The sequence below is a fragment of the Mycolicibacterium sp. XJ662 genome (assembly GCF_053484035.1).
In genome coordinates, this window is sequence record NZ_JBEFTL010000001.1 from 718,349 (window position 1) to 743,915 (window position 25,567).

Consider the following 25,567-nt stretch of genomic DNA (forward strand, 5'->3'; position numbering starts at 1 on the left):
CGTCACGAGGTGACCTGGTCCAGCCTGGCGACTTTGTAGGTGCCCTCGTCGGGCGCCATCTGGACGCGCAGCCGGTACCCCTGCTCCTGGCCTTCGGTGTCGGAGTTGGTCACCTGGACGCGCACCGCGACCAGCACGTCGAACGAGCCGTCGGCGTTGTGCTTCTCGACCGCCGCGCGCATATCGGACACCTGCACCTGAACGTCGGCCGCTTGGTAGGCGTCGACCAGCACCCCGCTGTACAGCGAGGCCTGCACGGCGAAGTCACCCGTCGAGCATTCAATGATCTTGGCCTGCGCCGCGCTCATCGCCGCGGTGTCGGGTGCGTGCGTGGCGGCCACACAGTCCTTCGCGGCAGCCAGGGCGGCCGCCTCCGCACGCGCGGTCGCCTCGTTTTGCTGGTTGGCCTTCAGCGCCAGATAGCCGCCGACCCCGCCGGCGGCGGCGAGCAGCACCAGCGTCGCGCAGATGCCCACCGCCCAGCCGCGACCCAGCCGCGGTGGGCGGCGCTGGTCGGTCGGATCTTCTGTCTGATCTTCTTCTGTGGATACTGCTAACGACTCGTCGGGCTTTGCGGAAGCATCCTCCGGCACAGCATCAGCATCGGTGGGGTTCAGCTGGCGGGTGCCAGCATCTCCTTCCATCCGTCGTCTCCTGGGTTACTCGAGTTGCTGACGTTGTACCTGACGCCATCGGGTCCGACCACCTGGCCGCTGGTCGGGCTGTACACCGCCGTGGAACCGGGTGGCCCTGGTGCCGGAGTGTAGATGCAGGGGTTGGGCTGCTGTCCACTGCAGGTGACACTGCCCTGTCCCGGCGGGCTCAGCGGGTCACTGACCGGCGCCGTCGACAACGCCGGAGGCAGTTCGCTGGCCGGCATCGGGTTGACCCCGCTGTTCACCGAGGGCGCGGGCACGACGAAGCCGGGGTTGACGCCCTGATCGCAGCGCGCGCCCGGAGCCGGGCAGGACAGCACCTGGTTCGGGTCGCCGTACCACGGGTTGGTGCCCAGCGGGACGTAGGGCTCGTCGCTGCGGCATTCCATCGGCGTCGCCGCGCGCTTGCCGGGGACGTCGACACACGGATAGTTACGCGCACCACGCACGACGTTGCCCTGGTAGTCCTTCGGGATCTTGCAGTAGGTGCCCTTGGGCAGCGGCGCCATGCTGGTGTCGGCGGGCGAACGCCATTCCGAGGCGGGCAAAAAGCCCGTCAGACACGGCGGCGGCTGGTTGATCGACAGCGCGAGCGGCAGCTGGCCCAGGTCCTCGAACAGCGTGCCCGCCTGGGTGGCCGCACCGCCCTGCGGCAAGATCACCAGCGTCTGCTCCAGGCCCTTGTGGTAGCGCTTGAGCATGTCGATGACCACCGACAGGTTCGCCAAGGTCTGCGGCAACGATTCCTGCACACCGCCGAACACCCCGCTGACCTGATCCAACGTCGGCGGTGCCTGCTGCAGACCGCTGCGCAGCGCCGCATCCTCCTGCGCCGCCTGCGCCGCGATCACGTTGAGGTTGCGCGACCACTGCGCGATGTTGTCGCCCGACTGCACCTGGCTGTCCAGGATCGGACGGGCGTTGACGATGATGTCGTCGACCTGGGGCAAGTGCTCCTGGAAGCCGGCCGCCAGGCTGGACGTCGAATCGACCAGGCGCTGCAGCGCCGGACCCAACCCGCCGACCGCCTTCGACGTCTCGGTGAGCAGGGTGTCGATCTTCTCCTTGGGCAGCACGGCCAGACCCTCGTTGGCGGCGTCCAACGCCGGCCCGACCTCGCTGGGCACCGTGCTCTCGGTGATCGTCGCGCCCGGCTGTAGGTACTGGCCCGGGTCACCCGTGGACACCAGGTCCAGGTACTGCTCACCGATCGCCGACACCGAATGCACGTTGGCCGTCGCATCGACTGGGATCTTGTAGCGGTCGTCGATACTCATCGTGGCGCGCGCACCGGTCTCGGTCGGCTCCACCTCGGTCACCTTGCCGATCTGGGTGCCGCGGTAGGTGACGTTGGCGGTGGCGTACAACCCGCCCGAGCGCGGCAACTCAGCGTGCAGTGTGTACTGGCCGATCCCGACCAGCGCAGGCAGCCGCAGGTAGTACCAGCCCAGCACCACCAGCGCGAGGACGGTCAGGATGGTGAACAACACCAGCTGGATCTTGATGAACCTGGTCAGCACAGCTCACTCACCCCTTTCCACCAGAGGTCCGCCCGGTGCGTTGTGCGGGTTCGGGGTGAACCGCACGTCCGGGATCATCGTCGCCGGGTCGCGGCCCCACGACTGTTCGAGCGCGCGCAGCATGCCCGACACACCGGTGCCGGTCAGCACACCGTTGTCCAGGGCCGACAGTGTGAGGTCGACCATCAGCGACACGTTGAGGTAGTCGCCGCGCACCACCTTCGGCACGTTCTCGATCGAGAACGGCGCGGTGAGCATCAGCTGGAGCGCCCCCAACAGGTACGGCGACGCCTTTCCCAGCTCCCGCAGCGGCCGCTGCAGGTTGGCCAGGTTGGTGTTGAGATCGTCGCTGGCCGGACCCAACGACTCGTCGGCGGCCACGCTGATCCGGCCGACCGCCTCGACCGCGTCGGCGAACAGGTCGCGGGTCTCGGCGAAGTGCTTGATCAGCGGCGGGAACTCGGTCAGCACCCGGTCCAGGGTGTTGTTGCGCTGAGCCACGATCGCCAACAACCGGTCGGTCGAGTCGATGGCCCGCGTGATGTCCTGCCGCTGCTGGTTGAGCTCGTCGGTGAAGGTGTCCAGCTTGTTGAGGAACTCCCGGATCTGGTCGGCCCGTCCGGTCAGCACGTTGTTGATCTCGGTCTGGATGACCTCGAGGTTCTGCACGCCGCCGCCGCGCAGGATGGTGGCGATGCTGGCCAGCACCCGTTCGGTGGTGGGATACGCCGACGCGTTCTGCAGCGGGATCGTGTCGCCGTTGCGCAGCGGCTCCGACGACGGATCCGGCGGGGGCTCCAGCTCGACGTGCTGCGAGCCCAGCAGGCTGGTCTGGCCGATCTTGGCCAGCGCGTTCTTCGGCAGCTCCACGCTGGGCTCCAGGTCCAGCGTCAGCGTCGCGACCCAGTTCTTCAGCTCGATCGCACGCACCCGGCCCACGTACACGTCGGCGACGCGCACCCGGCTGTTGACGTTGAGCGCCAACGTATCCGGCATCTGCACGTACACGGTCCACGCGTTGCCACCCGTGCCGGGGCCGCCGGGCAACGGAACGTTCGCGATGCCCTTCCACGACCCGCAGGAGCTCACCACGAGCGCGATCGCACCCAGCGCCACCGCGCGGCGTAGGAGCGTGCTCACCCTGCGAGCCCTCATTGCCGAACCTCTGTTCTTCGCGCGAGCGCTCATCAGCGGCCGTCTGTTCTTCACGCGAGCGCTCATCAGCGGCCTGCCTCTGCCGGTAGCGCGGGTCCCGCCGGCGCCGCTGGCGCCGGACCGCTGGGCGCCGGCACGGGTCCGGCCAGCGGTGAGCCGCCCGGGTCACCCGGGATGACGCCCGGAGCAGGCGCCGGCGGTGGCCCCGGTTGCGGGTACCACGGCGGCGGCAGCGGGGTGTTCTCGGAGTAGGCGTTCGGCGGCCCGGCCTGATGCGGTCCACCCGGGGTCGGCGGCGCGGGCGGAATCACGCAGTCCGGTCCACCCATCAGCTCGGCCAGGCATTCGGGGGTCATCATGTTCGCGGTGAACGGCTGCACGTCGACGCCCTGCATACCCGGTGCGGCCACCCAACCCGGTTCGTGGTTGCCGTGCGAGAACAACGTGTCACGAGACCAGATGCCCGGCACCGTGGTGTCCTTGTAGCCCGCCGGCGGCTGCAGCCTCGGCTCGGAGTACGCGATCTGCTTGGGCAGCGTCAACGCCGAGGAGAACTGGTTGAGCCCGAACGGCGGGAAGTTGAACTTGATCGCATCGAGGATCGGCGCCAGATACTGCGCGCACAACTCGGCCGATTCCTGATAACCCAGCCGGCTGGCCGCCTGGATCGAACTGCACACGAACTGCAGCGGGTTGGCGAAGTTGTTGATCACCGGGATGCCCATCACGCCGCCGGTCACCGGCGAGATGATGTTCATCAGGTTCGCGCCCAGGGTCGGGAACACGTGCAGTGCGGTCTCCAGCCCGTCGCGCGGCTCGGGCTGCAGGATCGCTGTGGTGGCCGACGACAGGTTGTCGATGTCGTGGACCAGCACCTCGGCGTTCTCGTCGAGGAACTGGCGGGTGGTGCTCAGCAGCTCGTTGAGGTCGCGCAGCGCGTTGGACACCTCGCGGTCGGTGTTGGTGAACGCGTTGGTGAACTCGGCCAGGTCGTTGTTCAATGCGACAAACTGCTGATCGCTTTGGTGTAGCGCGTTGACGAACAGCGCCAGGCTCTTGACCACGCCGAAGAAGTCGGTACGGCCTTCGTTGAGCGCGAACAACGCTTCGGACAACCCGTTGAGCGTGCGGTTGAGCTGCTCGCCCTTGCCCGCGAAGCCGTCGGCGGCCGATTCGATGATCTCGCCGAACGGACCCGACGGCTGTTCGGGTGTCGGCCCGAGGTCGGTCAGGATCCGGTTGATCGAGTCCCGCAGCTCGTCGTACTCGACCGGCACCTGGGTGCGCTCCAGCGGGATGACGGTGTTGTCCTCCATCACCGGTCCCCCGGTGTAGGGCGGGGCGAGCTGGATGGTGCGCGACGCGACCAGGCTCGGGTTCAGGATCGACGCGGTGGCGTTCGCGGGGACCTTGAACTTGTTGTCGTAGTGGAAGGTGACCTTCATCTTGTCGCCCGCCGGTTCGATGCTGTCGATCGAACCGACCTTGACGCCCATGATCTGCACCTTGTCGCCCGGGTACAGCGCCAGCGTGTCGGTGAAGTAGGCGACGACCGTGTTGGTGGTCAGCTTGCGGTACAGGTTGTAGCCCACCACGGCCGCCACCAGCGCCAGCACCACGACCAGGACGCCGATGATCACCGCGGCGCGAGAAACCTGGGGCAGCCGCAGGTTCCGGACGTTGAAGATAGTTGACATCGGTTAGCCCCCTATCCCTGTGAGCCTGGCGGAAGGAACGGTGGATTGCCCGGTAGCGGCGGCTGCCCGGCGGGCGCCAACTGCTGCCCCGGCCCCGGGACCGGCGGTGCCGGCAGTGCGGGCGGCAGCGGAGCGATGCCAGGCGTGAAGTCCGGCGGCAACGGGGGCTGCGCGGGATCCTGCCCGACCGGCACGGTGCGGGACCCGGGCGGCCCGGGCGCCGGCTGGCCGTGCGCACCCGGCACGGGCGGTGAAACCTGGCCGGGGATGGCCGCGGCGGGCACACCCGGCGACGGCTGCGGTCCGTGCGCGTTCGGATCGGAGGTGACCACGTCGATCGGACCGTAGGCCGGACCGCCGAACGGACCGGTCGTCAGGCCCGCACACGGCAGCGGGTTGTCCGGCCTCGGCAGGCCGTCGGCAGGCGGGGTGTACGAGCACGGATGCCCCTTCAGCACACCCGGACCGGGATGTTCGGGCGTGCCCTCCAGCACGGCCGGGCCCGGCGGCGGAGCGCCGTTGTCGAAGCCCTGCGCGTTGGGATCCGGGAACCGCCACGCCGGCAGGCCCGCGTCACGCCAGAACTTCTGCGGATCGATGCCGCGCTTCTTGAACGCGGAGTCGATGAACGGCTGCAGGATCTGGCCCGGCAACAGGTTCACCAGCATCACCTTGAAGTACGGGCCGGAGGCGACGGCCTCACCCAGCGACGCCACGAAGCTGGCGATCGTGGTGAGCGTGTCCATCAGGTCGTACTGGCGCTCGCGCAACACGTCGCTGACCACGCGCAGCTGTTCGAGCACGCGGTTGAGGTTCGGGTTGTCGTCGATGAAGCCCTTGAGCTGTGCGGAGAACGCGCTGACCCGCTCGAGCAGGGCGCCCACGGCGTAGCTGCGCTCGTTGATCGCACCGAGCAAGGTCTGGGCGTTGACCAACAGCTGGTTGACCTGCTCGCTGCGGTTACCGAGCACCCCGGCGATTTTGTTGGCGTTGGCCAACAGCTTCTTGACGTCGTCGTCGCGTTTGCCGATGGTCTCGGAGAACCGGGCCACCCCGTCGAGCGCGGCGCTCAGGTGCGGGTAGGTCTGATCGATGGTCTCCGACAACACGTTCAGCGAGCGTTTGATGGTTTCGGTGTCCCACTCCGAGGCCGCCTTGGTCACGTCGAAGAACGCATCGTAGATCTGGTACGGCGTGGTGGTCTGGCCGAGCGGCAGGGCGCCGTTGGCGCGCAACGGATCCGAGCCGCGCGGCTCAATCTCGATGTTGCGCCGACCCAGGATGGTGTCGGTGCGGATGGCCGCACGGCTGTCGACGCCGATCTGCGTGCCGCCCAGCGAGTACCCGATCTTGACCTTGTCGCCCTCGATATCCATGCTGCGCACCTCGCCGACGTCGACGCCGGCGATGCGGACCTTGTCACCGTTAGTCAGGCCGCCGGTGTCGGAGAAGTAGGCGTAGTAGGTCGGCGTCGCGAACAGCATCGGCACGCTGGCGAAGCTTTGTCCCACGCCGATGACCAGGACCAGGATGATGATGCCCATCAACCCGCTGCGGACCCGATTCGATCCCTCCAGAGTTCTCATTGTGGCGTGCACCTACCCGACGGCTGGCTGAAGAGTTTGACGGTCCGCACCGGCCCGCCGGGTTGCAGCCCGTTCATCCGGATCGAGATGTCGCAGGCGTAGAAGTTGAAGAAGTCACCGTAGATGCCGCCCGCGCGCCCGATGATCTTGAACGCGGTGGGCAGCCGGACCAGTAGATCGTTGAGCTCATCGCGCTGGTCCACCAACGGCTGCTGAACCCCTTCGAGGTGGCCGATCGTGCCCTGCAGCAGCGGGCGGTTGTCGGCGAGCAGATCGGCGACCGTGCCTGCCGCGTCGCTGATTCCCGCGACGGATGTGGCGATGGGATCGGCCCGGTTCTTCAGCCCCGTGATCAGCTTCTCGAAATCCTGCACGGTTTCGTCGAACTGCTGCTGATGGCGCACGGTCGTGTCGAGCACCGTGTTGAGGTTGCGGATCACCTCGCCGATCGCTTGGTCGCGGTCGGCCAGCGCCGACGTCAGCGACGCGGTTTGGTCGAGGATGTCGTTGATCGTGCCGCCCTGGCCCTGGAAGACCGTGATGATCGACTGGGCGATGTTGTTGACCTTGTCGGGGTCCAACGCCCGGAACACCGGGCGGAACCCGCCGATCAACGCGTCCAGGTCCAGTGCGGGTTCGGTGCGCTCGAGCGGAATCGTGCCGCCGCCGGGCAGGCGCTGGTCGCTGTCGCCACGCTTGAGCTCCATGAAGCGGTCACCGATCAGGTTCAGGTACCGGATCGACGCAGTGGTGCCCTCGAACAGCGGCAGCGAACGGTCTACGTTGAAGCCGATTTCGACCTGCGAGCCGCCGTTGATCAGCTTGACGCTCTCGACCTTGCCGACCTCCACACCCGAGGCCCGGACGAACTGTCCTTCCCGCAGCCCGCTGGCGTTGGAGAAGATCGCGGTGTACCCGGTGGTGCGGTCGAATCGCATCTGGCCGAACACCACGATGATCATCGCGGTGAACAGCAGTAGCACCAGCGAGAAGATGCCGAGCTTGACGGCGGTACCTGTGATTCTCATGGGTTGATCGTGTTCTCCCCAATCTGGCGTCCCCAGACGTACTCGATCAGGATCGGCTGGCCCAACTCGAAGTGGTTGTACGGCGCAATCGAGGCGCCGGTGTCCATCACCAGATACGGCGCGGGCCACAGGTCACGGGTGACCGGCTGCCAGCATCCCGGTCGCCCTTCCGGGCCGCCCTTGGCGTTCACCCGCGGCAGGTTGTCCGGGTACACGTACGGGTTGGCGGCACCCATCAGCTCCGACAGCGTCCGCAGGGAGTAGCCGTTGCCGCCCAGCGACGCGGCCACCTTGGGCTCCGCATCGTGGTAGTTGCGGACCATGCAGTAAAGCGCGGGGCTGTACTTGTCGAGGATTTCCGAGACCACGATGAGGTCTTCTGCGCCGCGCACCAGATAGGGCCCGCCGCGTTCGAAGACGTCGCCGCCGGCGTTGCCGAAGCCGATCGCGGCCATCAACGCCTGGTCGATGTTGCCCTGTTGTTCGTTGAGCGTCTGCGCGGTGGTCACCGCGTTCTCCAGGCCGTCGAACAGGTCGGGCGCGGCTTCGGAGTACACCTCGCCGAGATCGGCGAGCAACCGGTTGTCCTCGGCGATCTCAGGCATCCGCGGGTTGATGTCGGACAGGATCTCGTTGCCGTGGATGATCGACTGCCCGAACCGGTCACCGAGCCCGTCGAGAGCCTCCGCCGTCGCCGCCAGCGTCTGGTTCAGCTTGATCGGGTCGACCTGCTGGGAGATCTCGACAACGGTTTCGAAGAGGGTGTTGAACTCGGTGGTCACCGACGTCACGTCGATCACGTCCGCCGACGTGATCCGTTCCGGGGTGGGGTTCTCCGGCGCGGAGAAGTTGATGTACTTGTTGCCGAACACCGTGGTGGCGTCGATGCTGGCGTCGACGTTCCTGGGAATCAGGTCGAGGTACTTGGGGTCGACGTCGAGGGTGATCTTGGCCCGCGGCTCGTCGCCGACAGTGACTCCGTCGACCGCCGTCACCCGGCCGATCTCCACACCGTTGTAGGTGACCTTGGCGCCGGGATCCATCGACAGGCCCGCCCGCGCGGAGAGCACGGTCAGCTGGGTGCGGGGCAGGAAGTCACCGCGGAACTGGAAGTACACCAGCACCAGCGCGACGATGCTCAAAAGCACTAGGACCAGCCCCGCCAGTTTGTACGGCGGGGTACGAGGTTCGTTCAAAGGTGCCGTCATCGCGCTACACCGTCAGGTTGAAGTTCGGGTCGACGCCGTAGAGCGCCAACGAGGCCAGCAGGACAACAACGACGATCGCGACCAGCGAGGCCCGCATCGACCGGCCGACGGCCTCGCCGACGCCCACCGGACCGCCGCTGGCGAAGTATCCGTAGTAGCAGTGGTTGATCATCACGATGACGGCGATGATCACCGCCTGGATGAACGACCAGAACACGTCGTCGGGCCGCAGGAACGTGCGGAAGTAGTGCTCGTAGGTGCCGATCGACTGCCCGTAGAAGAACGTCGTGGTCACCTGCGCGGACAGGAAGCTCATGATGATCGCCATCGCGTACAGCGGGATGATCACGATGAAGCCGGCCATGATGCGCGTCGACACCAGGTACGAGATGGACTTGATGCCCATCACCTCCAGCGCGTCGATCTCCTCGGCGATGCGCATGGCGCCGAGTTCGGCGGTGGCGCCGGCGCCGACGGTGGCCGCCAGCGCCTGGCCCGCGACGACCGGCGCGGCGATGCGGACGTTGATCAGCGCCGCGAAGAACCCGGTGAACGCTTCGACACCGATGTTGCCGAGGGATGCGAAGCCCTGGATCGCGACCAGCGACGACCCGGACAGCGTCACGAAGCCGACGATCGCCACGGTGCCGCCGATGACGGCCATCGCGCCGGTGCCCATCCCGATCTCGGCGATCAGCCGCAGGGTCTCCCTGCGGTAGTAGCGCAGCGCGTGCCCGATCGAACCGATCGCGGTGACGATGAACCAGGCGACGTGCCCGACGCTGTCGAGGAACCGCGCCGGCGCGGAGACCACATTCTGGGTGCGGGTGTACCCCCGCGGAAACCGTGAACGCAGGACAGTTGTCGTGGACACGTCAGTTCCCCGTTCCGAAGCGGACACCGATCGTGGTCAGCACCACGTTGACTGCGAACAGCGCGATGACGCAGAGCACCAGGGTCTCGTTGACCGCGGTGCCGACGCCCTTGGCGCCGCCCGCGACGGTCAGGCCGCGGTAGCAGCCGACCAGGCCGGCGATCAGGCCGAAGGTGCCCGCCTTGATGATCGAGATGACCACCTCGGGCAGCCCGGTGATCAGCGTCAGCGTGGAGACGTAGGCGCCCGCCGAGACGTTCTGCAGATACACCCCAAAGATGAAGCCGCCCACCAACCCGACGGTGATGACCGCGCCGTTGAGCAACACCGCCACGAACGTCGAGGCCACCACACGCGGAACGACGAGACGGTGGATCGGGTCGATGCCGAGCACCTCGAGGGCGTCGATCTCTTCGCGGATGGTGCGGGCGCCGAGGTCGGCACAGATAGCCGTCGAACCGGCCCCGGCAACCACGAGCACGGTAACCAGCGGACCCAACTGGGTGACGGCGCCGATCGCCGCACCGGCGCCGGAGACGTCGGCGGCGCCGAATTCGGCGAGCAGGATATTCAGCGTGAAGATCAGCAGCACGGTCAGCGGGATGGAGACCGCAAGCGTCGGCAAGAACGCCACCCGGCACAGGAACCAGCTCTGCAGAACGAACTCGCGCCACTGAAACGGCGGCTTGAACAGTGCCCTCCCGGTGAGCACGCACATGCGGACAAAGCCGCCAACGGCCTCCAGGCCCGGCCTGACCTGCTCACGCACATAACCCGTCATACCGGTAGTGGCCGTCACCAGTGTCCTCCCACGACGTAGTCGCGACTGTCGTGGCGCAACAGCTGCGCCTGTCGCACGCGCCCTCCTTGCCCGAGCCTGGTGCCTGTGACCTTCGTCTCCTTACTCGCCAGTAGTAAGGCAGACCACCGGACTGTACCCGATCGCATCCTCGCCGTGCACGGCATCTGCAGTATTCGCGTCGTCGGCGTCGCCAACCCTCTGTTCATTTCTTTAGTCTTCTTGCGCCCCGGCAGAAACTGTTGGCGGAGTACGGCTTTCGCCGGCATCGGTGGATCCGGCTGCCGCGAAGCGGGTGCGCAACTCGGTTTTGAGCACCTTTCCCGCCGGGTTTCGCGGCAGGGTGTCGACCACCTCGAGAGCCTTCGGGTGCTTGTACCGGGCCAGCCGTTCCGACAGGAACCGATCAAGATCACGCAGGTCAAGATCGGTGCCGGCGTCGGGGCCGAGCGCCACCACCGCGACGGGCACCTCACCCCACTTCTCGTCCGCGCGACCGATCACCGCCACCTCGGCGATGGCCGGATGGCCGGCGAGCGCGTTCTCGACCTCCGCGCAGTAGATGTTCTCGCCGCCGGAGATGATCATGTCCTTCTTGCGGTCGACGACCCAGACGTAGCCCTCTTCGTCCTGGCGAACCAGGTCGCCGGAGTGGAACCACCCGCCGGCGAACGCCTCGGCGGTGGCTTTCGGGTTGTTCCAGTAGCCGGCCATCAGGGTCGGCGCCCGGTAGACGATCTCCCCCACCTCGCCGATCGGCACGTCATTCATCTCGTCATCGACGACGCGGGCGGCGACGGTCGGGATCACCTTGCCGACCGAGCCGAGCTTGCGGATCGCGTCGTCGCCCAACAGCATGCACGTCACCGGCGACATCTCGGTCTGGCCGAACGCCGCGAGGATCTGCGAGCTAGGGAAGGTTTCGGACATGGTGCGCAGCAGCGTGTCCGAGGCCGGCGCGGCACCCCACGACAGCACGCGCAGCTGCAGCTGGCGGGGCCTGGCTTGCTGTTCGGCGCACACCGCCTGCCACTGCGCGGGTACCAGGAAGATGCCGGTCACCCGCTCGGCCTCGAGCACGTCGAGCAGCGCGCCGGGATCGAATGCGCCCAGCGGATAGACGACCGTCGGCCGACCCAGCAGCAGCCCGGGGATCATGTTGCCGATACCGGCGATGTGGAACAACGGGACGCCGATGAAGCCGACGTCGTTGTTGATGTCGGCGCCGTTGGTGAACAGGAACGTCAGCGCCTGCCCGGCGATGTTGGTGTGGGTGAGCACCGCGCCCTTGGGGCGGCCGGTCGTGCCCGAGGTGTACATGATCAGCGCAGGCGAGTCGTTGGGGATGTCTGGAACATCGGGGACCTCGGCGGGTTCCCCGGCCCCGGCGATCAGGTCGTCGTAGCCGAGCACGTTCTGGTCGGTCGCACCGCCGGCGACGATCACGGTGGTCAGCGTCGCGTCCAGGTCGCGCACCGCGGTCGCGACGCCTGCGAGCACCTCCTCGGTGATGACCACCTTGGCCTGACAGTCGCTGACCAGAAACGCGATCTCCGGCGGGGTCATCCGGAAGTTGACCGGGACGGCGATCGCGCCGAGCTTGTTGACCGCGAGGAACGACTCGATGAACTCGGTGCGGTTGAGCATGAGGATCAGCACCCGGTCCCCGAAGGCCACCCCGCGCCGGCTCAGCGCGCCCGCGAGGTTGGCGACGCGCTCGTCGAGTTCACGCCAAGTGGTGGTGCGGCCGAGGAAGCGCAGCGCGACGGCGTCGGGCTGCATCAGTGCATGGCGGGCGAGCTGGTTGGTCCAGTTCTGCCTGCGCGCCAGGTACGGCTGCTCGGTCTGGTCCGGCATCGAGGACGAGGTCAACAGCGTCTGCTCCATCCGTGGGTTGCGCAGCGTTGATATTTGATCAAACATGGGTGTTGCCCCGGTCACACTATGGCCTCGGCCGCGCAGGGACAAGTCCTCGCCTTGATGACCGGAGACGATAGTGAACGCACCCGCCACCCCGTTCCGGGGGCCCCGCCGCGGAATGCGTCGCGAACAGCTGTCCGATGAGGTCGCCGGCCGGCTCCGCGCCGACATCATGACCGGGGCGCTGCGCTCGGGCACCTACATCCGGCTCGACGAGACCGCCGCCCGGCTCGGCGTCAGCATCACCCCGGTGCGAGAAGCGTTGCGCACCCTGCGCGGGGAAGGCATGGTGCAGCTGGAACCGCACCGCGGACATGTGGTCGTCCCGCTGACGCGTTCCGATGTCGAGGACATCTTCTGGCTGCAGGGCACGATCGCCAAGGAGCTGGCCGCGACGGTCACCGAACGCATCACCGACGCGCAGATCGACGAGCTCGAGGAGCTCAACGACGCGCTGGCCGCCGCGATCGAGCAGGTCGACGCCAAGGAGATCGCGGCCGCCGAGTTCGCGTTTCACCGGGCGTTCAACCTGGCCGCCGGGCGGCTCAAGCTGGCGTGGTTCCTGCTGCACGTCGCCCGCTACCTGCCCGGCAGGGTCTACACCGGCGATCCGGGCTGGGGCGGTTCGGCGGTGGCCCGGCACACCGAGCTCATCGCCGCGCTGCGCAGGCGCGACGCCGCCGCGGTCGTCGCGCTGACCGGTGGCGAGTTCACCGACGGCGCGCAGCGGTTGATCGCGCGGCTGGAGGAGTCGGGGCTGTGGAGCTGAGCTTTCTGGCGCCCGCCGCCGTGGCCGAGCGCTACTTCGCGGCGAGCTGTTCGGCGCGGGCCTTGAGGTTGTCGGCCAGATAGTCGAGGGTGTCGGCGATCGCCTTCTTGACCATCGTCTTGGGGATCGCGAGCTTGGTCTCGACGTCGAGGTCGACGGTCAGCAGCGACGTCGACCCGATCGGCACCACCGAGAACTTTTGCTCCTGTTTCTCGAAATGGTCGCCCTGCTGCAGCACCGTGTAAATCTGGTTGTCGCCCGGGTAGTACACCGCGGTGATGAAGGTCCCCGACTGCCCCTGCACGACGACGTCGAGGCGAAGCTGGCTCGGTCTGCCGTCGTCGTAGCGCGCCAGCACCCAACAGCCCTTGATCTCGGGGTTCCATTCCGGATACGACTCGAAGTCGACGACGATCCCCATGATCGCTTCGGCGGGCGCCGACACCTCGACGGTCTTGCTCACGAGCGGCATTCGTCGAGCATATCGACTATTCCGTGCGCGCCGTCTCCAGCAGTGCGCGGATCGGCTCGGGTATCGGCACCGGCCTGCGGCTGGCCCGGTCGACATAGACGTGCACCCAGTGCCCCACCGCGGCGACCGGCCCGTCGGACCGCCACAGCCCCAACCGGTAGGTGACGCTGCTGTTGCCCAACCGGGTCACCGCGAGGCCGACCGTCAACGGCTCGGGAAACTTCACCTCGGAGAAGTAGCGACAGCCCGACTCGGCCACCACGCCGAGCCATGGCGCCGTCACCGGGTCGATCCCACAGGTGGTGTTGATCCAGCCGTTGATCGCCGTGTCGAACAGCCCGTAGTACACCGCGTTGTTGAGGTGGCCGAACATGTCGTTGTCCATCCACCGCGTCGACACCGGCCAGTGCACCGGAAAGTCCCCCGCACTCGGGATCGCCTCGGCGTTGGTCATGGCAGCAGTGTGTCAGCCGCGGCAGGCTGGTAACCATGCGAATCCGCGGTGCAGTGCTCGAGGAAATCGGTCGGCCCCGGCCATACGCCGAATCGCGGCCGCTGTCGGTGGGCGAGCTGGACCTCGCGCCACCGGGCGAGGGCGAACTGCTGGTGCGCATCGAAGCCGCCGGGCTGTGCCATTCGGACCTTTCGGTGGTCGACGGCAGCCGAGTGCGGCCGGTGCCGATGCTGCTGGGCCACGAAGCCGCCGGGATCGTCGAGCGGATCGGCGCCGGGGTGTCCGACGTCGACGCGGGCGCCAGGGTCGTGATGACGTTTCTGCCGCGGTGCGGGCAGTGCGCAGCCTGCGCCACCGACGGGTTGACGCCGTGCGAGCGCGGCAGCGCCGCCAACAACGCGGGCACGTTGATGACCGGTGCGCGCCGGCTGAGCCGCGACGGCGAGGCGATCCACCATCATCTCGGCGTCTCGGGGTTCGCCACGCACGCGGTCGTGGACCGCCGTTCGGTGGTGCCCGTCGGGTCCGACGTGCCGCCGGTCGTCGCGTCGCTTCTGGGTTGTGCGGTGCTGACCGGCGGCGGTGCCGTGCTCAACGCCGGGCGGCCGCGTCGAGGCGACACGGTGGCCGTGGTGGGGCTCGGCGGGGTCGGGATGGCCGCGGTGCTGACCGCGCTGGCCCACGACGACGTCCGCGTCGTCGGGATCGACCGGCTGCCCGACAAGCTGGCGCGGGCGCGGGATCTCGGCGTGCGCGACGCGTACACGCCGCAGGATGCGCTCGACCGCGGCGTCAAGGCCGCAGTGGTGATCGAGGCCGTCGGACATGCCGCGGCGGTGGAGACCGCGGTCGCGTTGACGGCGCCTGGCGGGCGCACCGTCACCGTCGGCCTGCCCTCCCCCGATGCGCGGATGTCGCTGTCGCCGTTGGGTTTCGTCGCCGAGGGCCGCTCGCTGATCGGCAGCTACCTCGGCTCGGCGGTGCCGGCGCGCGAGATACCGCACTTCGTCGGGCTGTGGCGCGACGGGCGGTTGCCGGTGGAGACGCTGGTGTCGTCGACCATTGCGCTGGGCGACGTCAACGCGGGCATGGACGCGCTGGCCGACGGCGCCGCGGTGCGTCAGGTCGTCGTCTTCGACTAGAACCAGGCGTCGCGCATGTCCAGCGTGGTGCGGTCCAGGCTTTCCAGCAGATCGAGTTGCGGTGCGGTCCTTGGCAGTTCGTAGCGGAAGAAGTAGCGGCCCGCGGCGCGCTTACCGTCATAGAAGTCGCCGTCGCGGCCGTGCGCGGCGATCAGCTGCTCCAGCCACATCCACGCCACCACGATGTGCCCGAACGCCTCGAGGTAGACCACGCTGTTGGCCATCGCGGCTTCGATGTCACCGGAGCCGAACATCGCCGTGGTGACCGCCACGAGACGTTGCCAGCTGGCGTCCAGCGCCGCCGCCTGCTCGGCGATCTCGCCGCCGAGACCGGCCGCTGCGGTTACCGACTGGCCCAGCACGGCGCCCAGCGCACCGAGTGCGGCGCCACCGCGCGCAGTCACCTTGCGGCCCAACAGGTCCAGGCTCTGAATGCCGTGGGTGCCCTCGTGGATCGGGTTGAGCCGGTTGTCGCGGTAGTGCTGTTCGACGTCGTACTCGCGGGTGTAGCCGTAACCGCCGAGCACCTGGATCGCGAGGTTGTTGGCTTCCACGCACCACTGCGACGGCCAGCTCTTGCCGACCGGGGTCAGCAGGTCGAGCAACAGCGAGTTGGCGTCGCGCTCCTCGTCGGTCTCGGCGCTGTGCATCAGGTCCATGAGCCTGGCGCAGTACAGCTGCAGCGCCATCCCGCCTTCGACATAAGCCTTCTGCGCCAACAGCATTCGTTTGACATCCGCGTGCTCGACGATGGGGATCTGTTGCGCCGTGGGGTCGTTGGCGGTCAGCGCACGCCCCTGCGGACGCTCGCGCGCGTACTGCAGCGATTTGAGGTACCCGGTGTAACCCAGGGCTACGGCGGCCATCCCGACCAGCAGCCGGGCCTCGTTCATCATCGTGAACATGTAGACGATGCCGCGGTGCTCTTCACCGACCAGATAGCCGACGGCGCCGGGCTTTCCGCCGGGGGTGAACTTGCCCTCACCGAAGTTGAGCAACGTGTTGGTGATGCCGCGCTGGCCCATCTTGTGGTTCAGCCCGGCCAGCGCCACGTCGTTGCGCTCGCCGATCGAGCCGTCCGCGTCGATCAGGAACTTGGGCACGATGAACAGCGAGATGCCCTTGGTGCCGGGCGGGCCACCGGGAATTTTGGCGAGCACCAGATGGACGATGTTGTCGGTCAGCTCGTGGTCCCCGCCCGAGATCCACATTTTGGATCCGAACAGCCGGTAGCTGCCGTCCTCCTGCGGTTCTGCGCGGGTGAGGATGTCGGCCAGCGACGACCCGGCCTGGGTTTCCGAGAGCGCCATCGTGCCCGAGAACCGCCCTGCCAGCATCGGTTCGAAGAAGTTGTCGATCTGCTCGGCGGTGCCGAACCGGCTGAGCAGGTTGGCGTTGGCGATGGTGAGCATGAGGTAGCCGGCTGTGGCGATGTTGCCTGCGGCGAACCAGGCGAAGCCGGCTTCTGCCACGGCGATTGGGAGTTGCGCGCCGCCGCGTTCGTTGTCCATCGACATGCCGAGCAGATCGGCGTCGGCGAATGCGTCCCAGGCCTGTTTGACCTCGTCGATGACGGTGACCTTCTCCCCGTCGAAGCTGGGCTCGTTGGCGTCGCTCTTCTTGTTGTGGTTCGCGAAGTACCGGGTGGCCAACTGCTCGCACAGGTCCAGCGCGCCGTCGAACGTGTCGCGGGAGTGCTCGGCGAACCTGGGGCGCTTGGTCAGCTCGTCGATGCGCAGCCACTCGAACAGCAGGAAGTCGAGGTCACGTCGGGACAGCAGAGTGGATTTCATGATTGAGCCTGCGCTGCGCTTCCTGTGTTCGGTTGGTCGATGCCCAGCGGTGATTCCACCCGCACGGTCTCGTCGCGGATCAGGCCGCGCAGCAGCGCGGTGCTGAACTCGACGGCGATCTCGGCGGCGGTGCGTCGGCCCTGGGGCCGCAGCCAGCGGTACGCGCCGAGCGTCATCCCGATGTAGCCCAGGGCCAGCACGTGCGAGTCGCAGTCGTAGAACTCGCCACTCGCGATGCCCCGGTCGATGACGTCGCGGATGTGCTCGTAGACCTGCGCCTCGGCCTGCCGGATGTAGGCCACCTGGTCTTCGGTGAACCACTCGGTGATGTAGGGGCCTTCCTGGAAGTACACCGCGGCCCGTTCGATGTTGCCCGCGATGCCGACGAGCAGCCTGCGGGTGAAGTGGTAGATCGTCTCGCGCGCCGACGCGGACGGGTCGTCGTGCACGGCGTCGACGGTGAAGTCGGCCGCACCCTTGTAGATGTCGTAGAGGATCAGCGACTTGCTGGCGTAGTAGTGGTACACCGTGGCCTTGTTGAGCCCGACCGCGTCGGCGACGTCGTCCATCCGGGTGCCGTGATAGCCGCGTGCGGCGAAGAGCTTGGTGGCGACCGCCAACAGTTCTTCGCGCCGGGACATCCCGTTGCCCGATGAACCGCCCGCGCGATCGGGCGGTGTCGCAGGTGACGTAACGGACATGGCGACTCACTATATGCAGGCCCGGAAGGTGTCCGGGGCATCAATCAACTGGTTGGCTAGTTTATGTGCTCGGGCTATCGCCGACACAGGTGACGGGTCTAGACTTACGCCACAACCAGCCGCACTCGAGAGGTGATCACGTGGATCCGAACCCGGACTATGACGCGAGCGATGAGCTGGAGTACGGAGCCGCCTGGTTCGCCTGGATCCTGCGCGGCGTCTACCCGCCCCCGGCCTACCCCCCGGTGTGAGCCCGCGGTAACGCTTGGTTGATTTCGTCCCCTCCTACCGCTGACGGTCGGAGGGGAAATTTGGTCGCCAGAAGACAGATGGCAGACTCTCCCGGATGATCATCGGGATACCGCGCGAATCCCACGAGGGCGAGACGCGCGTCGCCGCCACGCCGCAGACCGTCGGGCAGCTGATCAAGCTGGGCTACTCCGTCGTCGTCGAGTCGGGTGCAGGCGCTGCTTCCAGCTTCGCCGACGACGCCTATGTCGAGGCAGGCGCCAGCATCGGTGACCCATGGGGCGCCGACATCGTGCTCAAGGTCAACGCACCGACCGACACCGAGATCGCCGCGGTACGCGACGGCGCGACCGTGGTCAGCCTCATCTCTCCGGCGCTGAACCCGGACCTGGTGGAGAAGCTGTCCACCCGCCCGATAACGGTGCTGGCGATGGACGCCGTCCCGCGCATTTCGCGGGCGCAGTCGCTGGACGTGCTGTCGTCGATGGCCAATATCGCGGGCTACCGCGCGGTCGTCGAGGCGGCGCACAGCTTCGGACGGTTCTTCACCGGTCAGGTGACCGCGGCGGGCAAGGTGCCGCCGGCCAAGGTGCTCGTCGTCGGCGCGGGGGTGGCCGGGCTGGCCGCCATCGGCGCGGCAGGCAGCCTCGGCGCGATCGTGACGGCCACCGACCCGCGCCCCGAGGTCGCCGATCAGGTCCGCTCACTGGGCGGGGAGTACCTGTCCGTCGACCCGGCGGGCGAGGCCGCTGAGATTTCGGCGACCGGCTACGCCAAGGAGATGGGCGAGGACTACAAGGCCCGCGAGGCCGCGCTCTACGCCGAACAGTGCAAGGACGTCGACATCATCATCACGACGGCGCTGATCCCCGGAAAGCCGGCGCCGCGCATCATCACCGCCGAGATGGTGGCATCGATGAAGCCGGGCAGCGTGATCGTCGACATGGCCGCAGCCAACGGCGGCAACGTCGAGGGCACGGTCAAGGATCAGGCCGTCGTCACCGACAACAACGTGACGATCATCGGCTACACCGACCTGGCCGGCCGATTGCCCGCCACCGCATCCCAGCTGTACGGCACCAACCTGGTCCACCTGCTCAAGCTGCTCACCCCGGAGAAGGACGGGCAGCTCGCCCTGGACTTCGACGACGTCGTCCAGCGCTCGATGACCGTGGTCCGCGACGGTGAAGTCACCTGGCCGCCTCCGCCGGTGCAGGTGTCGGCGGCGCCTGCGGCGGCACCCGCCGCCGCGGTCGAGGCCAAACCGGCCAAGGAGCCGATGTCGAACGGTCGCCGGCTGGGCGTGACGTTCGCGGTGGCCGCGGTGCTGTTCGCGCTGATCGCCCTGTCACCGGCCGCGCTGCAGGTGCACCTGACGGTCTTCGCGCTGGCGATCGTGATCGGCTACTACGTGATCGGCAATGTGCACCACGCGCTGCACACGCCGCTGATGTCGGTGACCAACGCCATTTCCGGGATCATCATCGTCGGCGCGCTGCTGCAGATCGGCCACGGTGACGTCCTTATCACCGCGGTGTCCTTCGCCGCGATCCTGCTCGCCAGCATCAACATCTTCGGTGGTTTCGCGGTGACCCGCCGCATGCTGTCCATGTTCACGAGGAGCTAACCCATGTTCAGTCTCGAGACCACCGCCACCGCGGCGTACGTCGTCGCGGCGCTGCTCTTCGTCCTGTCACTGGCGGGGCTGTCCAAGCACGAGACCTCCCGCGCCGGCATCAGTTTCGGTATCGGCGGCATGACGATCGCTCTGGTCGCGACGATCGCGCTGGCCATCAACCACGAGATCTCGCCGCTGGGATTGGGTCTGTTGGCACTGGCCATGGTCATCGGCGCGGCGATCGGGTTGTGGCGCGCGCGGATCGTCGAGATGACCGCCATGCCCGAGTTGATCGCGTTGCTGCACTCGTTCGTCGGCCTTGCCGCCGTGTTGGTCGGCTGGAACGGCTACCTGCACGTCGAGGCCGACCCGACCGGAGCCGAAGCCGTCCAGATGGCCGCCGAGGGCATGCTGGGCATCCACTCCGGAGAGGTCGTCATCGGCGTCTTCATCGGCGCGGTGACGTTCACCGGTTCGGTCGTGGCCAACCTCAAGCTGTCGGGCCGGATGAAGTCGGCGCCGCTGATGCTGCCCGGCAAGAACCTTCTCAACGTCGGCGCGCTGGTGGTCTTCGCCGCGCTCACCGTGTGGTTCGTGATCGACCCGCAGCTGTGGGTGCTCGTGGTGGTGACCGTGCTGGCGCTGCTGCTGGGCTGGCACCTGGTCGCCTCGATCGGCGGCGGCGACATGCCGGTGGTGGTGTCGATGCTCAACAGCTACTCGGGTTGGGCCGCCGCGGCGGCGGGCTTCCTGCTCGGCAACGACCTGCTGATCGTCACCGGCGCGCTGGTCGGCTCCTCCGGTGCGTACCTGTCCTACATCATGTGCAAGGCGATGAACCGCTCGTTCATCTCCGTCATCGCCGGTGGCTTCGGGATCGAGGCCGGACCCGCCGACGACACCGACTACGGCGAGCACCGCGAGATCACCGCCGACGGTGCGGCCGAGCTGCTGGCCAACGCGACGTCGGTGATCATCACGCCCGGCTACGGGATGGCCGTCGCGCAGGCCCAGTACGGGGTCGCCGACCTGACCCGCAAGCTGCGCGAACGCGGCGTCAACGTCCGGTTCGGCATCCATCCGGTCGCGGGCCGGCTGCCCGGCCACATGAACGTGCTGTTGGCCGAGGCCAAGGTGCCCTACGACATCGTGCTGGAGATGGACGAGATCAACGACGACTTCGACGGCACCGACGTCGTGCTGGTCATCGGCGCCAACGACACCGTCAACCCGGCCGCCTCCGAGGATCCGGGCAGCCCGATCGCCGGCATGCCGGTGCTGACGGTGTGGAACGCCGACAACGTCATCGTGTTCAAGCGGTCGATGGCGTCGGGCTACGCCGGGGTGCAGAACCCGCTGTTCTTCCGGGAGAACACCCAGATGTTGTTCGGCGACGCCAAAGACCGGGTCGACGCGATCAACGCCGCGCTGTCAGATGCGCTCGCCGCCGCTCATTAAGGTCGATACCCATGCCGGTCGACAGACTGTTACCCACCGACGAGGCGCATGACCTGATCGCCCTGACCCGCGACATCGCCGATAAGGTGCTCGACCCGATCGTCGATGCCCACGAGAAGGCCGAGACGTACCCCGATGGGGTGTTCGGTGCGCTCGGTTCGGCCGGGCTGTTGAGCCTGCCGCAACCCGAGGAATGGGGCGGCGGCGGCCAACCCTACGAGGTCTACCTGCAAGTGCTCGAGGAGATCGCGGCGCGGTGGGCGGCGGTCGCGGTGGCGGTCAGCGTGCACAGCCTGTCGTCGCATCCGCTGTTGGCGTTCGGCAGCGAGGAGCAGAAGAAGCGCTGGCTGCCGCAGATGTTGTCCGGTGAGCAGATCGGCGCCTACAGCCTGTCGGAACCGCAGGCCGGTTCGGATGCCGCGGCGCTGCGGTGCGCGGCGGTGCTTTCTGACGAAGGGCCCGGTTACGTCCTCAACGGGTCGAAGTCCTGGATCACCCACGGCGGGTTGGCCGACTTCTACACCTTGTTCGCCCGCACCGGCGAAGGGTCAAGGGGCATCAGCTGTTTCCTTGTCCCCGGTGACCTGCCCGGCCTGAGCTTCGGCAAACCCGAGGAGAAGATGGGCCTGCACGCGGTCCCGACGACGTCGGCGTTCTACGACAACGCCCACATCGACGGCGACCGTCTGATCGGCGAAGAGGGTCAGGGCCTGCAGATCGCGTTCTCCGCGCTGGATTCAGGTCGGCTCGGTATCGCGGCCGTGGCGACTGGGCTGGCGCAGGCCGCGCTCGACGAGGCCGTGCGCTATGCGAACGAGCGAACCACGTTCGGCCGCAAGATCATCGACCACCAAGGGCTCGGCTTCCTGCTGGCCGATATGGCCGCCGCGGTGGCCACTGCACGCGCCACCTATCTCGATGCCGCGCGTCGCCGCGACGCCGGACGACCGTATTCGCAGCAGGCCAGCGTCGCCAAGCTCGTCGCCACCGACGCCGCGATGAAGGTGACCACCGACGCGGTGCAGGTGTTCGGCGGCGTCGGGTACACCCGCGACTACCGCGTCGAGCGCTACATGCGCGAGGCCAAGATCACCCAGATCTTCGAGGGCACCAACCAGATTCAGCGCCTGGTGATCGCACGCGGCCTCACCTCCTGACCGCTCGCCTCCTGACCGCGAGCAGACACAGAAGGCCCCAAAACCGGCTCGAAAAGGGGCCATTTACGTCTGCTCGGCGAGGGGCTCGGGCGGGGAGATCGCGATCACCCGCGTGCCCTGGCCCGGTGAGGAGTCGATGCGCATCGAGCCGCCCATCGCGTCGAACCGAACCAACAGCGACCCCAGGCCGAGATGCCCGTCGGCGACGTACCGCTCGACGACGGAAGGATCAAAACCCTTGCCGTCGTCGTCGACGGTCAGCACGATCCGGTCGCCGCGGCGCGACAACCCGATCCGCACCGTGGTCGCGCCGGCGTGTTTGTGAATGTTGGCCAGCAATTCGCGCGCGGCCCGGTACAACAGCTGCTGCGACTCCGCCTTGCCGACATCTTCCAGGTCGGCCTGCACCCGGTAGTCGCCGCGACTTTCGAAGCGCTGCACCAGGTCTCGCACCGCCTCCGTCAGACCCAGTTGGGCCAGCACCTGGGGGTGCAGTTGGGTGACCGTGAACCGCAACGCCGTCGCCGTCTGCTGCAGTGCGCTGTGTACGGACTCCAGGGCGGGGTCGTCGCTGCGGTCGCGCACCTCGTCGAGGTCCAGGCGCGCGGCCAGCAGCGTCTGCAGCGGGCCGTCGTGCAGGTGCTCGCCGACCTCCCGGCTGTGCCGCTCGTCGGCCTGCATCGCCTCGGACACCAGTTGGCGCCGGACGTCTTGCAGGTTGGTCACGCGGGCCTGGCGCCGGACGAGCACCAGGCACAGCGCCGTCGTCGCGGCCGCCGACCACAGCAGGAAGCCGAAGTGGGCGTAGACGATGTCGGGCATGCCGACGGAGTCGTCGCGCTTGGAGTAGACGATCCACACCGCCAGGTAGGCCAGCGCGGTGCCGACCCCCAGCAGCGCGGTCAGCATCGGCCGGTCCTGAAAAGCCACCACGATCGGCAGCACGAAGAACACCGGCAACAACGCGGCGGTGGCCCCGCCCGATACCAGGCACAGCACCACGATCACGCAGACGTCGACGCCGATGGAAGCCCAGTTCGCCCACCCTGGTATCGACCCCCGCAGCACGATCGCCAGCCATGCCACCGCCGCGACCGCCCACACTCCCAACACCGCCACGTAGACACCGGGCAGCCAGTGGTCGACCTCCCAGACCCACACCAGCAGACCGATCAGCGCAAGCAACGGAATCCGCAGAATTGCGGTGACGCGCACCGGTTCTGCGGCCAAGGAGGCCGCGACGCGACTCAGCGACGTGGCCACGTCAGTCCAGCAGCTTGCGGCGCATCGCCTCGGCGACGGCGGCGCCGCGGTCGTTCACGCCGAGCTTCTCGTAGAGGCGCTGCACGTGGGTCTTGACCGTCGACGGCGCCAGGAACAACTCCTTGGCCATCGCGGGGATGCTCCTACCGGCGGCGATGAGGTTGAGCACCTCACGTTCGCGCGGGGTCAGCGCGGGCCCGTTGCGCTCGGCGCGTTTACGGATCTCACCGGCCAACCCGGCGGCCAGCGCCGGCGTCACCACGTCGCGACCCTTGGCGCAGTCCAGCACCGCGGCCACCAGTTGGGACCGGGTCGACTCCTTGGACAGAAACCCCGCCGCGCCGTCCTGCAGCGCCTGGTACACGATCGGTGATTCGTCGTGCGCGGAGATCAGCAGCACGCGGGTGGGCAACTCGTCGCGGTGTACCGCAGCGGCGACCTCGGCGCCGTTTATGCCCGGCATGCGGTAGTCCAGCAGCGCAACCTGCGGCTTGTGGGTACGGATGGCCTCGAGTGCGCCGGCTCCGTCGACGGCTTCGGCGACGACGTCGATCGAGCCACTCGACGCGAGCGCGCGGACCACGCCGTCGCGGAACATCGGGTGGTCATCACCCACGACGACGCGCACCTTATCGCTGGTCATGACGCCAAGAATCGCACGCCGACGCGGCATTTCACGGCAAATTCGGGCAGCACAGACACGACGTCGGTGCTGTGCGCGGCCATCATCGGGCGAGCAGGGTGCGCGCCACTTTGCGGAACGCCCCGATGATGTCGTCGATGTCGGTGTCGGTGTAGGTGGAGCCGACGGTGAGCAACGCGCCGCGTGAGCGCAACTCGTCGCACAAAGGCAGTGCACCGGCCGCGTACCGGTAGTCGGCGGCGAAGACGTTGGCCGGATGCGTCCACGGCATCCCGTCGGCGCTGTTGGATCGCTTGTGGACCAGGCTGGGGATGTTGCAGTACCAGTGCAGACCCCACTCCTGCATCGTCACGACCGCCAGGCTTCCCGACGGTCCGCAGATCCCCTCGGCCCGAAGCGCATCGACGAAGCGGCGGCAGATCGTCTCGTCGGCGAGGGTGAAGATCAGCACCAGACCCGAGTCCCCCGCCGGGTCGACGACGTGACGGAACTCGAGGCCGTCGATGCCCTCCAACGCGCGGCGGATCCGCCATTTCGCGTCCCGCATCGACGACACGATGTGGGGCAGCTTACGCAGCTGCGCCAACGCCATCGCACCGGCCAGCTCCGACATCCGCGCCCCGATGCCCCACAGTTGGCAGTTCTCATCGGAGGTGTCGAGCCGGCCGTCGTCGTCTCGTGCGTAGCCGAGGTCGTGCATGGCGACCGCGCGCCGGAACAGATCGTCACGCTGCGTGACGACCACGCCGCCCTCGCCCGAGGTGATGGTCTTGTTGAGCTGAAGGCTGAAGATCGCGATATCGCCGAATGTTCCGACGGCCCGGCCGTTCTGGCGGGCGCCGGCGGCTTGAGCGCAGTCCTCGATCAACGCCACGTCGCGGGACCGGCAAATCTCGGCGATCCTGGTCAGATCTCCCGGTGCGCCGCTGACGTGCACACACAGCACCGCCCGGGTCCGCGGGCCGATCTTGCGCTGCAGGTCCTCGGGGTCCATGCAGAAGGTCTCGTCGATGTCGACAAGGCGCGGTATCGCCCCGGCCCGCACCACCGCGGAGACACAGCTCACCCACAGCAGTCCGGGCACCAGCACCTCATCGCCGGGGCCGATGCCCAGCGCGCCCATCGCGGTGGACAGCGCGGCGGTGCCCGAGCAGACCGCGAGCGCGTGCCGGTAGCCGAATGCTTGGCACCATTCCCGCTCGAACGTGTCGACCATGTGCTGCAGATCGGGACCGTAGAAGCGAAACGGACTCTGGGCCTTGACGACTCGGGTTATCAGCTCGAGTTCTTCGGTGCCGATGCGGTTTCCGCCGGGGAACTCCCACGGCAGTGGCTGCGTCCGTATCGGTGCGCCGCCATCGATCGCGAGGGCATCCGCCTCGTCGTGGGTGGTGGTCGATGTCAT

22 protein-coding genes and 1 pseudogene are annotated in these 25,567 nt (G+C 67.7%); 6 read left to right on the forward strand and 17 right to left on the reverse strand.

Annotation, left to right across the window (positions count from 1 at the left end; translation table 11 throughout):
• Window positions 1–2 precede the first annotated feature (2 nt).
• The 10 genes from ABQE93_RS03295 to fadD5 form a co-directional block, all read right to left on the reverse strand.
• Window positions 3–644 (reverse strand): Rv1363c family protein, encoded by a 642-nt coding sequence (locus ABQE93_RS03295; protein ID WP_448405834.1) that lies wholly within the window; start codon window positions 642–644, stop codon window positions 3–5.
• Window positions 614–2,176 carry an MCE family protein gene (locus ABQE93_RS03300; protein WP_448405835.1) on the reverse strand — a complete coding sequence of 521 codons (1,563 nt, stop codon included), beginning with the start codon at window positions 2,174–2,176 and terminating at the stop codon, window positions 614–616. Before ABQE93_RS03300 ends, ABQE93_RS03295 begins: the two co-directional genes overlap by 31 nt.
• A gap of 3 nt (window positions 2,177–2,179) precedes the next feature.
• A complete protein-coding gene (locus ABQE93_RS03305) occupies window positions 2,180–3,331 on the reverse strand; it encodes an MCE family protein (protein WP_448405836.1) in 1,152 nt (383 codons plus the stop codon).
• Between the two features lie 65 nt (window positions 3,332–3,396).
• A complete protein-coding gene (locus tag ABQE93_RS03310) occupies window positions 3,397–5,028 on the reverse strand; it encodes a virulence factor Mce family protein (protein ID WP_448405837.1) in 1,632 nt (543 codons plus the stop codon).
• 11 nt (window positions 5,029–5,039) lie between these two features.
• The gene (locus ABQE93_RS03315; RefSeq protein WP_448405838.1) at window positions 5,040–6,614 is read right to left on the reverse strand and encodes a virulence factor Mce family protein; all 1,575 of its coding nucleotides are present in this window, start codon (window positions 6,612–6,614) and stop codon (window positions 5,040–5,042) included.
• Window positions 6,611–7,642, reverse strand: coding sequence for a virulence factor Mce family protein (locus tag ABQE93_RS03320; protein ID WP_448405839.1), 1,032 nt, complete (start codon window positions 7,640–7,642; stop codon window positions 6,611–6,613). The genes ABQE93_RS03315 and ABQE93_RS03320 overlap by 4 nt, the downstream gene beginning before the upstream one ends.
• On the reverse strand, window positions 7,639–8,850 hold the full coding sequence (locus tag ABQE93_RS03325; protein WP_448405840.1) for an MCE family protein: 1,212 nt from the start codon (window positions 8,848–8,850) through the stop codon (window positions 7,639–7,641). Before ABQE93_RS03325 ends, ABQE93_RS03320 begins: the two co-directional genes overlap by 4 nt.
• Before the next feature lie 4 nt (window positions 8,851–8,854).
• Complete coding sequence (locus ABQE93_RS03330; protein WP_448405841.1) at window positions 8,855–9,724, reverse strand: MlaE family ABC transporter permease; 870 nt, start codon at window positions 9,722–9,724, stop codon at window positions 8,855–8,857.
• A gap of 1 nt (window position 9,725) precedes the next feature.
• Window positions 9,726–10,523 carry an MlaE family ABC transporter permease gene (locus ABQE93_RS03335; RefSeq protein ID WP_448405842.1) on the reverse strand — a complete coding sequence of 266 codons (798 nt, stop codon included), beginning with the start codon at window positions 10,521–10,523 and terminating at the stop codon, window positions 9,726–9,728.
• A 213-nt stretch (window positions 10,524–10,736) separates the two neighbouring features.
• On the reverse strand, window positions 10,737–12,410 hold the full coding sequence (fadD5, locus tag ABQE93_RS03340; protein ID WP_448406510.1) for a fatty-acid--CoA ligase FadD5: 1,674 nt from the start codon (window positions 12,408–12,410) through the stop codon (window positions 10,737–10,739).
• A gap of 109 nt (window positions 12,411–12,519) precedes the next feature.
• Here fadD5 and ABQE93_RS03345 point away from each other — a divergent pair, with 109 nt between their 5' ends.
• Complete coding sequence (locus ABQE93_RS03345) at window positions 12,520–13,212, forward strand: GntR family transcriptional regulator (protein ID WP_448405843.1); 693 nt, start codon at window positions 12,520–12,522, stop codon at window positions 13,210–13,212.
• 31 nt (window positions 13,213–13,243) lie between these two features.
• Here ABQE93_RS03345 and ABQE93_RS03350 read toward each other — a convergent pair whose 3' ends face one another.
• Window positions 13,244–13,684, reverse strand: coding sequence for an SRPBCC family protein (locus tag ABQE93_RS03350; RefSeq protein WP_448405844.1), 441 nt, complete (start codon window positions 13,682–13,684; stop codon window positions 13,244–13,246).
• Between the two features lie 16 nt (window positions 13,685–13,700).
• Window positions 13,701–14,138, reverse strand: a complete 438-nt coding sequence (locus tag ABQE93_RS03355; RefSeq protein ID WP_448405845.1) for an acyl-CoA thioesterase — start codon at window positions 14,136–14,138, stop codon at window positions 13,701–13,703.
• Between the two features lie 35 nt (window positions 14,139–14,173).
• Between ABQE93_RS03355 and ABQE93_RS03360 the strand changes: the two genes are divergently transcribed.
• On the forward strand, window positions 14,174–15,280 hold the full coding sequence (locus tag ABQE93_RS03360; protein WP_448405846.1) for an alcohol dehydrogenase catalytic domain-containing protein: 1,107 nt from the start codon (window positions 14,174–14,176) through the stop codon (window positions 15,278–15,280).
• Here the strand turns inward: ABQE93_RS03360 and ABQE93_RS03365 are convergent.
• Both ABQE93_RS03365 and ABQE93_RS03370 read right to left on the reverse strand, forming a co-directional pair.
• On the reverse strand, window positions 15,277–17,073 hold the full coding sequence (locus ABQE93_RS03365; RefSeq protein WP_448405847.1) for an acyl-CoA dehydrogenase: 1,797 nt from the start codon (window positions 17,071–17,073) through the stop codon (window positions 15,277–15,279). The genes ABQE93_RS03360 and ABQE93_RS03365 overlap by 4 nt on opposite strands.
• A complete protein-coding gene (locus ABQE93_RS03370) occupies window positions 17,070–17,774 on the reverse strand; it encodes a TetR/AcrR family transcriptional regulator (RefSeq protein WP_448405848.1) in 705 nt (234 codons plus the stop codon). Before ABQE93_RS03370 ends, ABQE93_RS03365 begins: the two co-directional genes overlap by 4 nt.
• A gap of 140 nt (window positions 17,775–17,914) precedes the next feature.
• Here ABQE93_RS03370 and ABQE93_RS03375 point away from each other — a divergent pair.
• The 4 genes and pseudogenes from ABQE93_RS03375 to ABQE93_RS03390 all read left to right on the forward strand — a co-directional run.
• A pseudogene (locus ABQE93_RS03375) lies at window positions 17,915–18,025 on the forward strand (CAP domain-containing protein); the annotation flags it as partial.
• 95 nt (window positions 18,026–18,120) lie between these two features.
• Window positions 18,121–19,650 carry a Re/Si-specific NAD(P)(+) transhydrogenase subunit alpha gene (locus tag ABQE93_RS03380; protein WP_448405849.1) on the forward strand — a complete coding sequence of 510 codons (1,530 nt, stop codon included), beginning with the start codon at window positions 18,121–18,123 and terminating at the stop codon, window positions 19,648–19,650.
• A 3-nt stretch (window positions 19,651–19,653) separates the two neighbouring features.
• Window positions 19,654–21,099 carry a Re/Si-specific NAD(P)(+) transhydrogenase subunit beta gene (gene pntB, locus ABQE93_RS03385; RefSeq protein ID WP_448405850.1) on the forward strand — a complete coding sequence of 482 codons (1,446 nt, stop codon included), beginning with the start codon at window positions 19,654–19,656 and terminating at the stop codon, window positions 21,097–21,099.
• A gap of 11 nt (window positions 21,100–21,110) precedes the next feature.
• Window positions 21,111–22,256, forward strand: coding sequence for an acyl-CoA dehydrogenase family protein (locus ABQE93_RS03390; protein ID WP_448405851.1), 1,146 nt, complete (start codon window positions 21,111–21,113; stop codon window positions 22,254–22,256).
• Between the two features lie 63 nt (window positions 22,257–22,319).
• Here ABQE93_RS03390 and ABQE93_RS03395 read toward each other — a convergent pair whose 3' ends face one another.
• The 3 genes from ABQE93_RS03395 to ABQE93_RS03405 all read right to left on the reverse strand — a co-directional run bounded on the left by ABQE93_RS03395 (window position 22,320) and on the right by ABQE93_RS03405 (window position 25,567).
• Window positions 22,320–23,519, reverse strand: coding sequence for a sensor histidine kinase (locus ABQE93_RS03395; RefSeq protein ID WP_448405852.1), 1,200 nt, complete (start codon window positions 23,517–23,519; stop codon window positions 22,320–22,322).
• 1 nt (window position 23,520) lies between these two features.
• Entirely contained in the window at window positions 23,521–24,162 is a 642-nt protein-coding gene (locus tag ABQE93_RS03400; protein ID WP_448405853.1) for a response regulator, read from the reverse strand.
• Window positions 24,163–24,244: 82 nt separating this feature from the next.
• On the reverse strand, window positions 24,245–25,567 hold the full coding sequence (locus tag ABQE93_RS03405; RefSeq protein WP_448405854.1) for a DegT/DnrJ/EryC1/StrS family aminotransferase: 1,323 nt from the start codon (window positions 25,565–25,567) through the stop codon (window positions 24,245–24,247).

Coding starts and splice junctions, on each gene's coding strand:
- ABQE93_RS03295 (WP_448405834.1), bottom strand. CDS start 644: ATGGAAGGAGATGCTGGCACCCGCCAGCTGAACCCCACCGATGCTGAT.
- ABQE93_RS03305 (WP_448405836.1), bottom strand. CDS start 3,331: ATGAGGGCTCGCAGGGTGAGCACGCTCCTACGCCGCGCGGTGGCGCTG.
- ABQE93_RS03310 (WP_448405837.1), bottom strand. CDS start 5,028: ATGTCAACTATCTTCAACGTCCGGAACCTGCGGCTGCCCCAGGTTTCT.
- ABQE93_RS03315 (WP_448405838.1), bottom strand. CDS start 6,614: ATGAGAACTCTGGAGGGATCGAATCGGGTCCGCAGCGGGTTGATGGGC.
- ABQE93_RS03320 (WP_448405839.1), bottom strand. CDS start 7,642: ATGAGAATCACAGGTACCGCCGTCAAGCTCGGCATCTTCTCGCTGGTG.
- ABQE93_RS03325 (WP_448405840.1), bottom strand. CDS start 8,850: ATGACGGCACCTTTGAACGAACCTCGTACCCCGCCGTACAAACTGGCG.
- fadD5 (WP_448406510.1), bottom strand. CDS start 12,410: ATGGAGCAGACGCTGTTGACCTCGTCCTCGATGCCGGACCAGACCGAG.
- ABQE93_RS03350 (WP_448405844.1), bottom strand. CDS start 13,684: ATGCCGCTCGTGAGCAAGACCGTCGAGGTGTCGGCGCCCGCCGAAGCG.
- ABQE93_RS03355 (WP_448405845.1), bottom strand. CDS start 14,138: ATGACCAACGCCGAGGCGATCCCGAGTGCGGGGGACTTTCCGGTGCAC.
- ABQE93_RS03360 (WP_448405846.1), top strand. CDS start 14,174: ATGCGAATCCGCGGTGCAGTGCTCGAGGAAATCGGTCGGCCCCGGCCA.
- ABQE93_RS03365 (WP_448405847.1), bottom strand. CDS start 17,073: ATGAAATCCACTCTGCTGTCCCGACGTGACCTCGACTTCCTGCTGTTC.
- ABQE93_RS03370 (WP_448405848.1), bottom strand. CDS start 17,774: ATGTCCGTTACGTCACCTGCGACACCGCCCGATCGCGCGGGCGGTTCA.
- ABQE93_RS03380 (WP_448405849.1), top strand. CDS start 18,121: ATGATCATCGGGATACCGCGCGAATCCCACGAGGGCGAGACGCGCGTC.
- pntB (WP_448405850.1), top strand. CDS start 19,654: ATGTTCAGTCTCGAGACCACCGCCACCGCGGCGTACGTCGTCGCGGCG.
- ABQE93_RS03390 (WP_448405851.1), top strand. CDS start 21,111: ATGCCGGTCGACAGACTGTTACCCACCGACGAGGCGCATGACCTGATC.
- ABQE93_RS03400 (WP_448405853.1), bottom strand. CDS start 24,162: ATGACCAGCGATAAGGTGCGCGTCGTCGTGGGTGATGACCACCCGATG.
- ABQE93_RS03405 (WP_448405854.1), bottom strand. CDS start 25,567: ATGACATCGACCACCACCCACGACGAGGCGGATGCCCTCGCGATCGAT.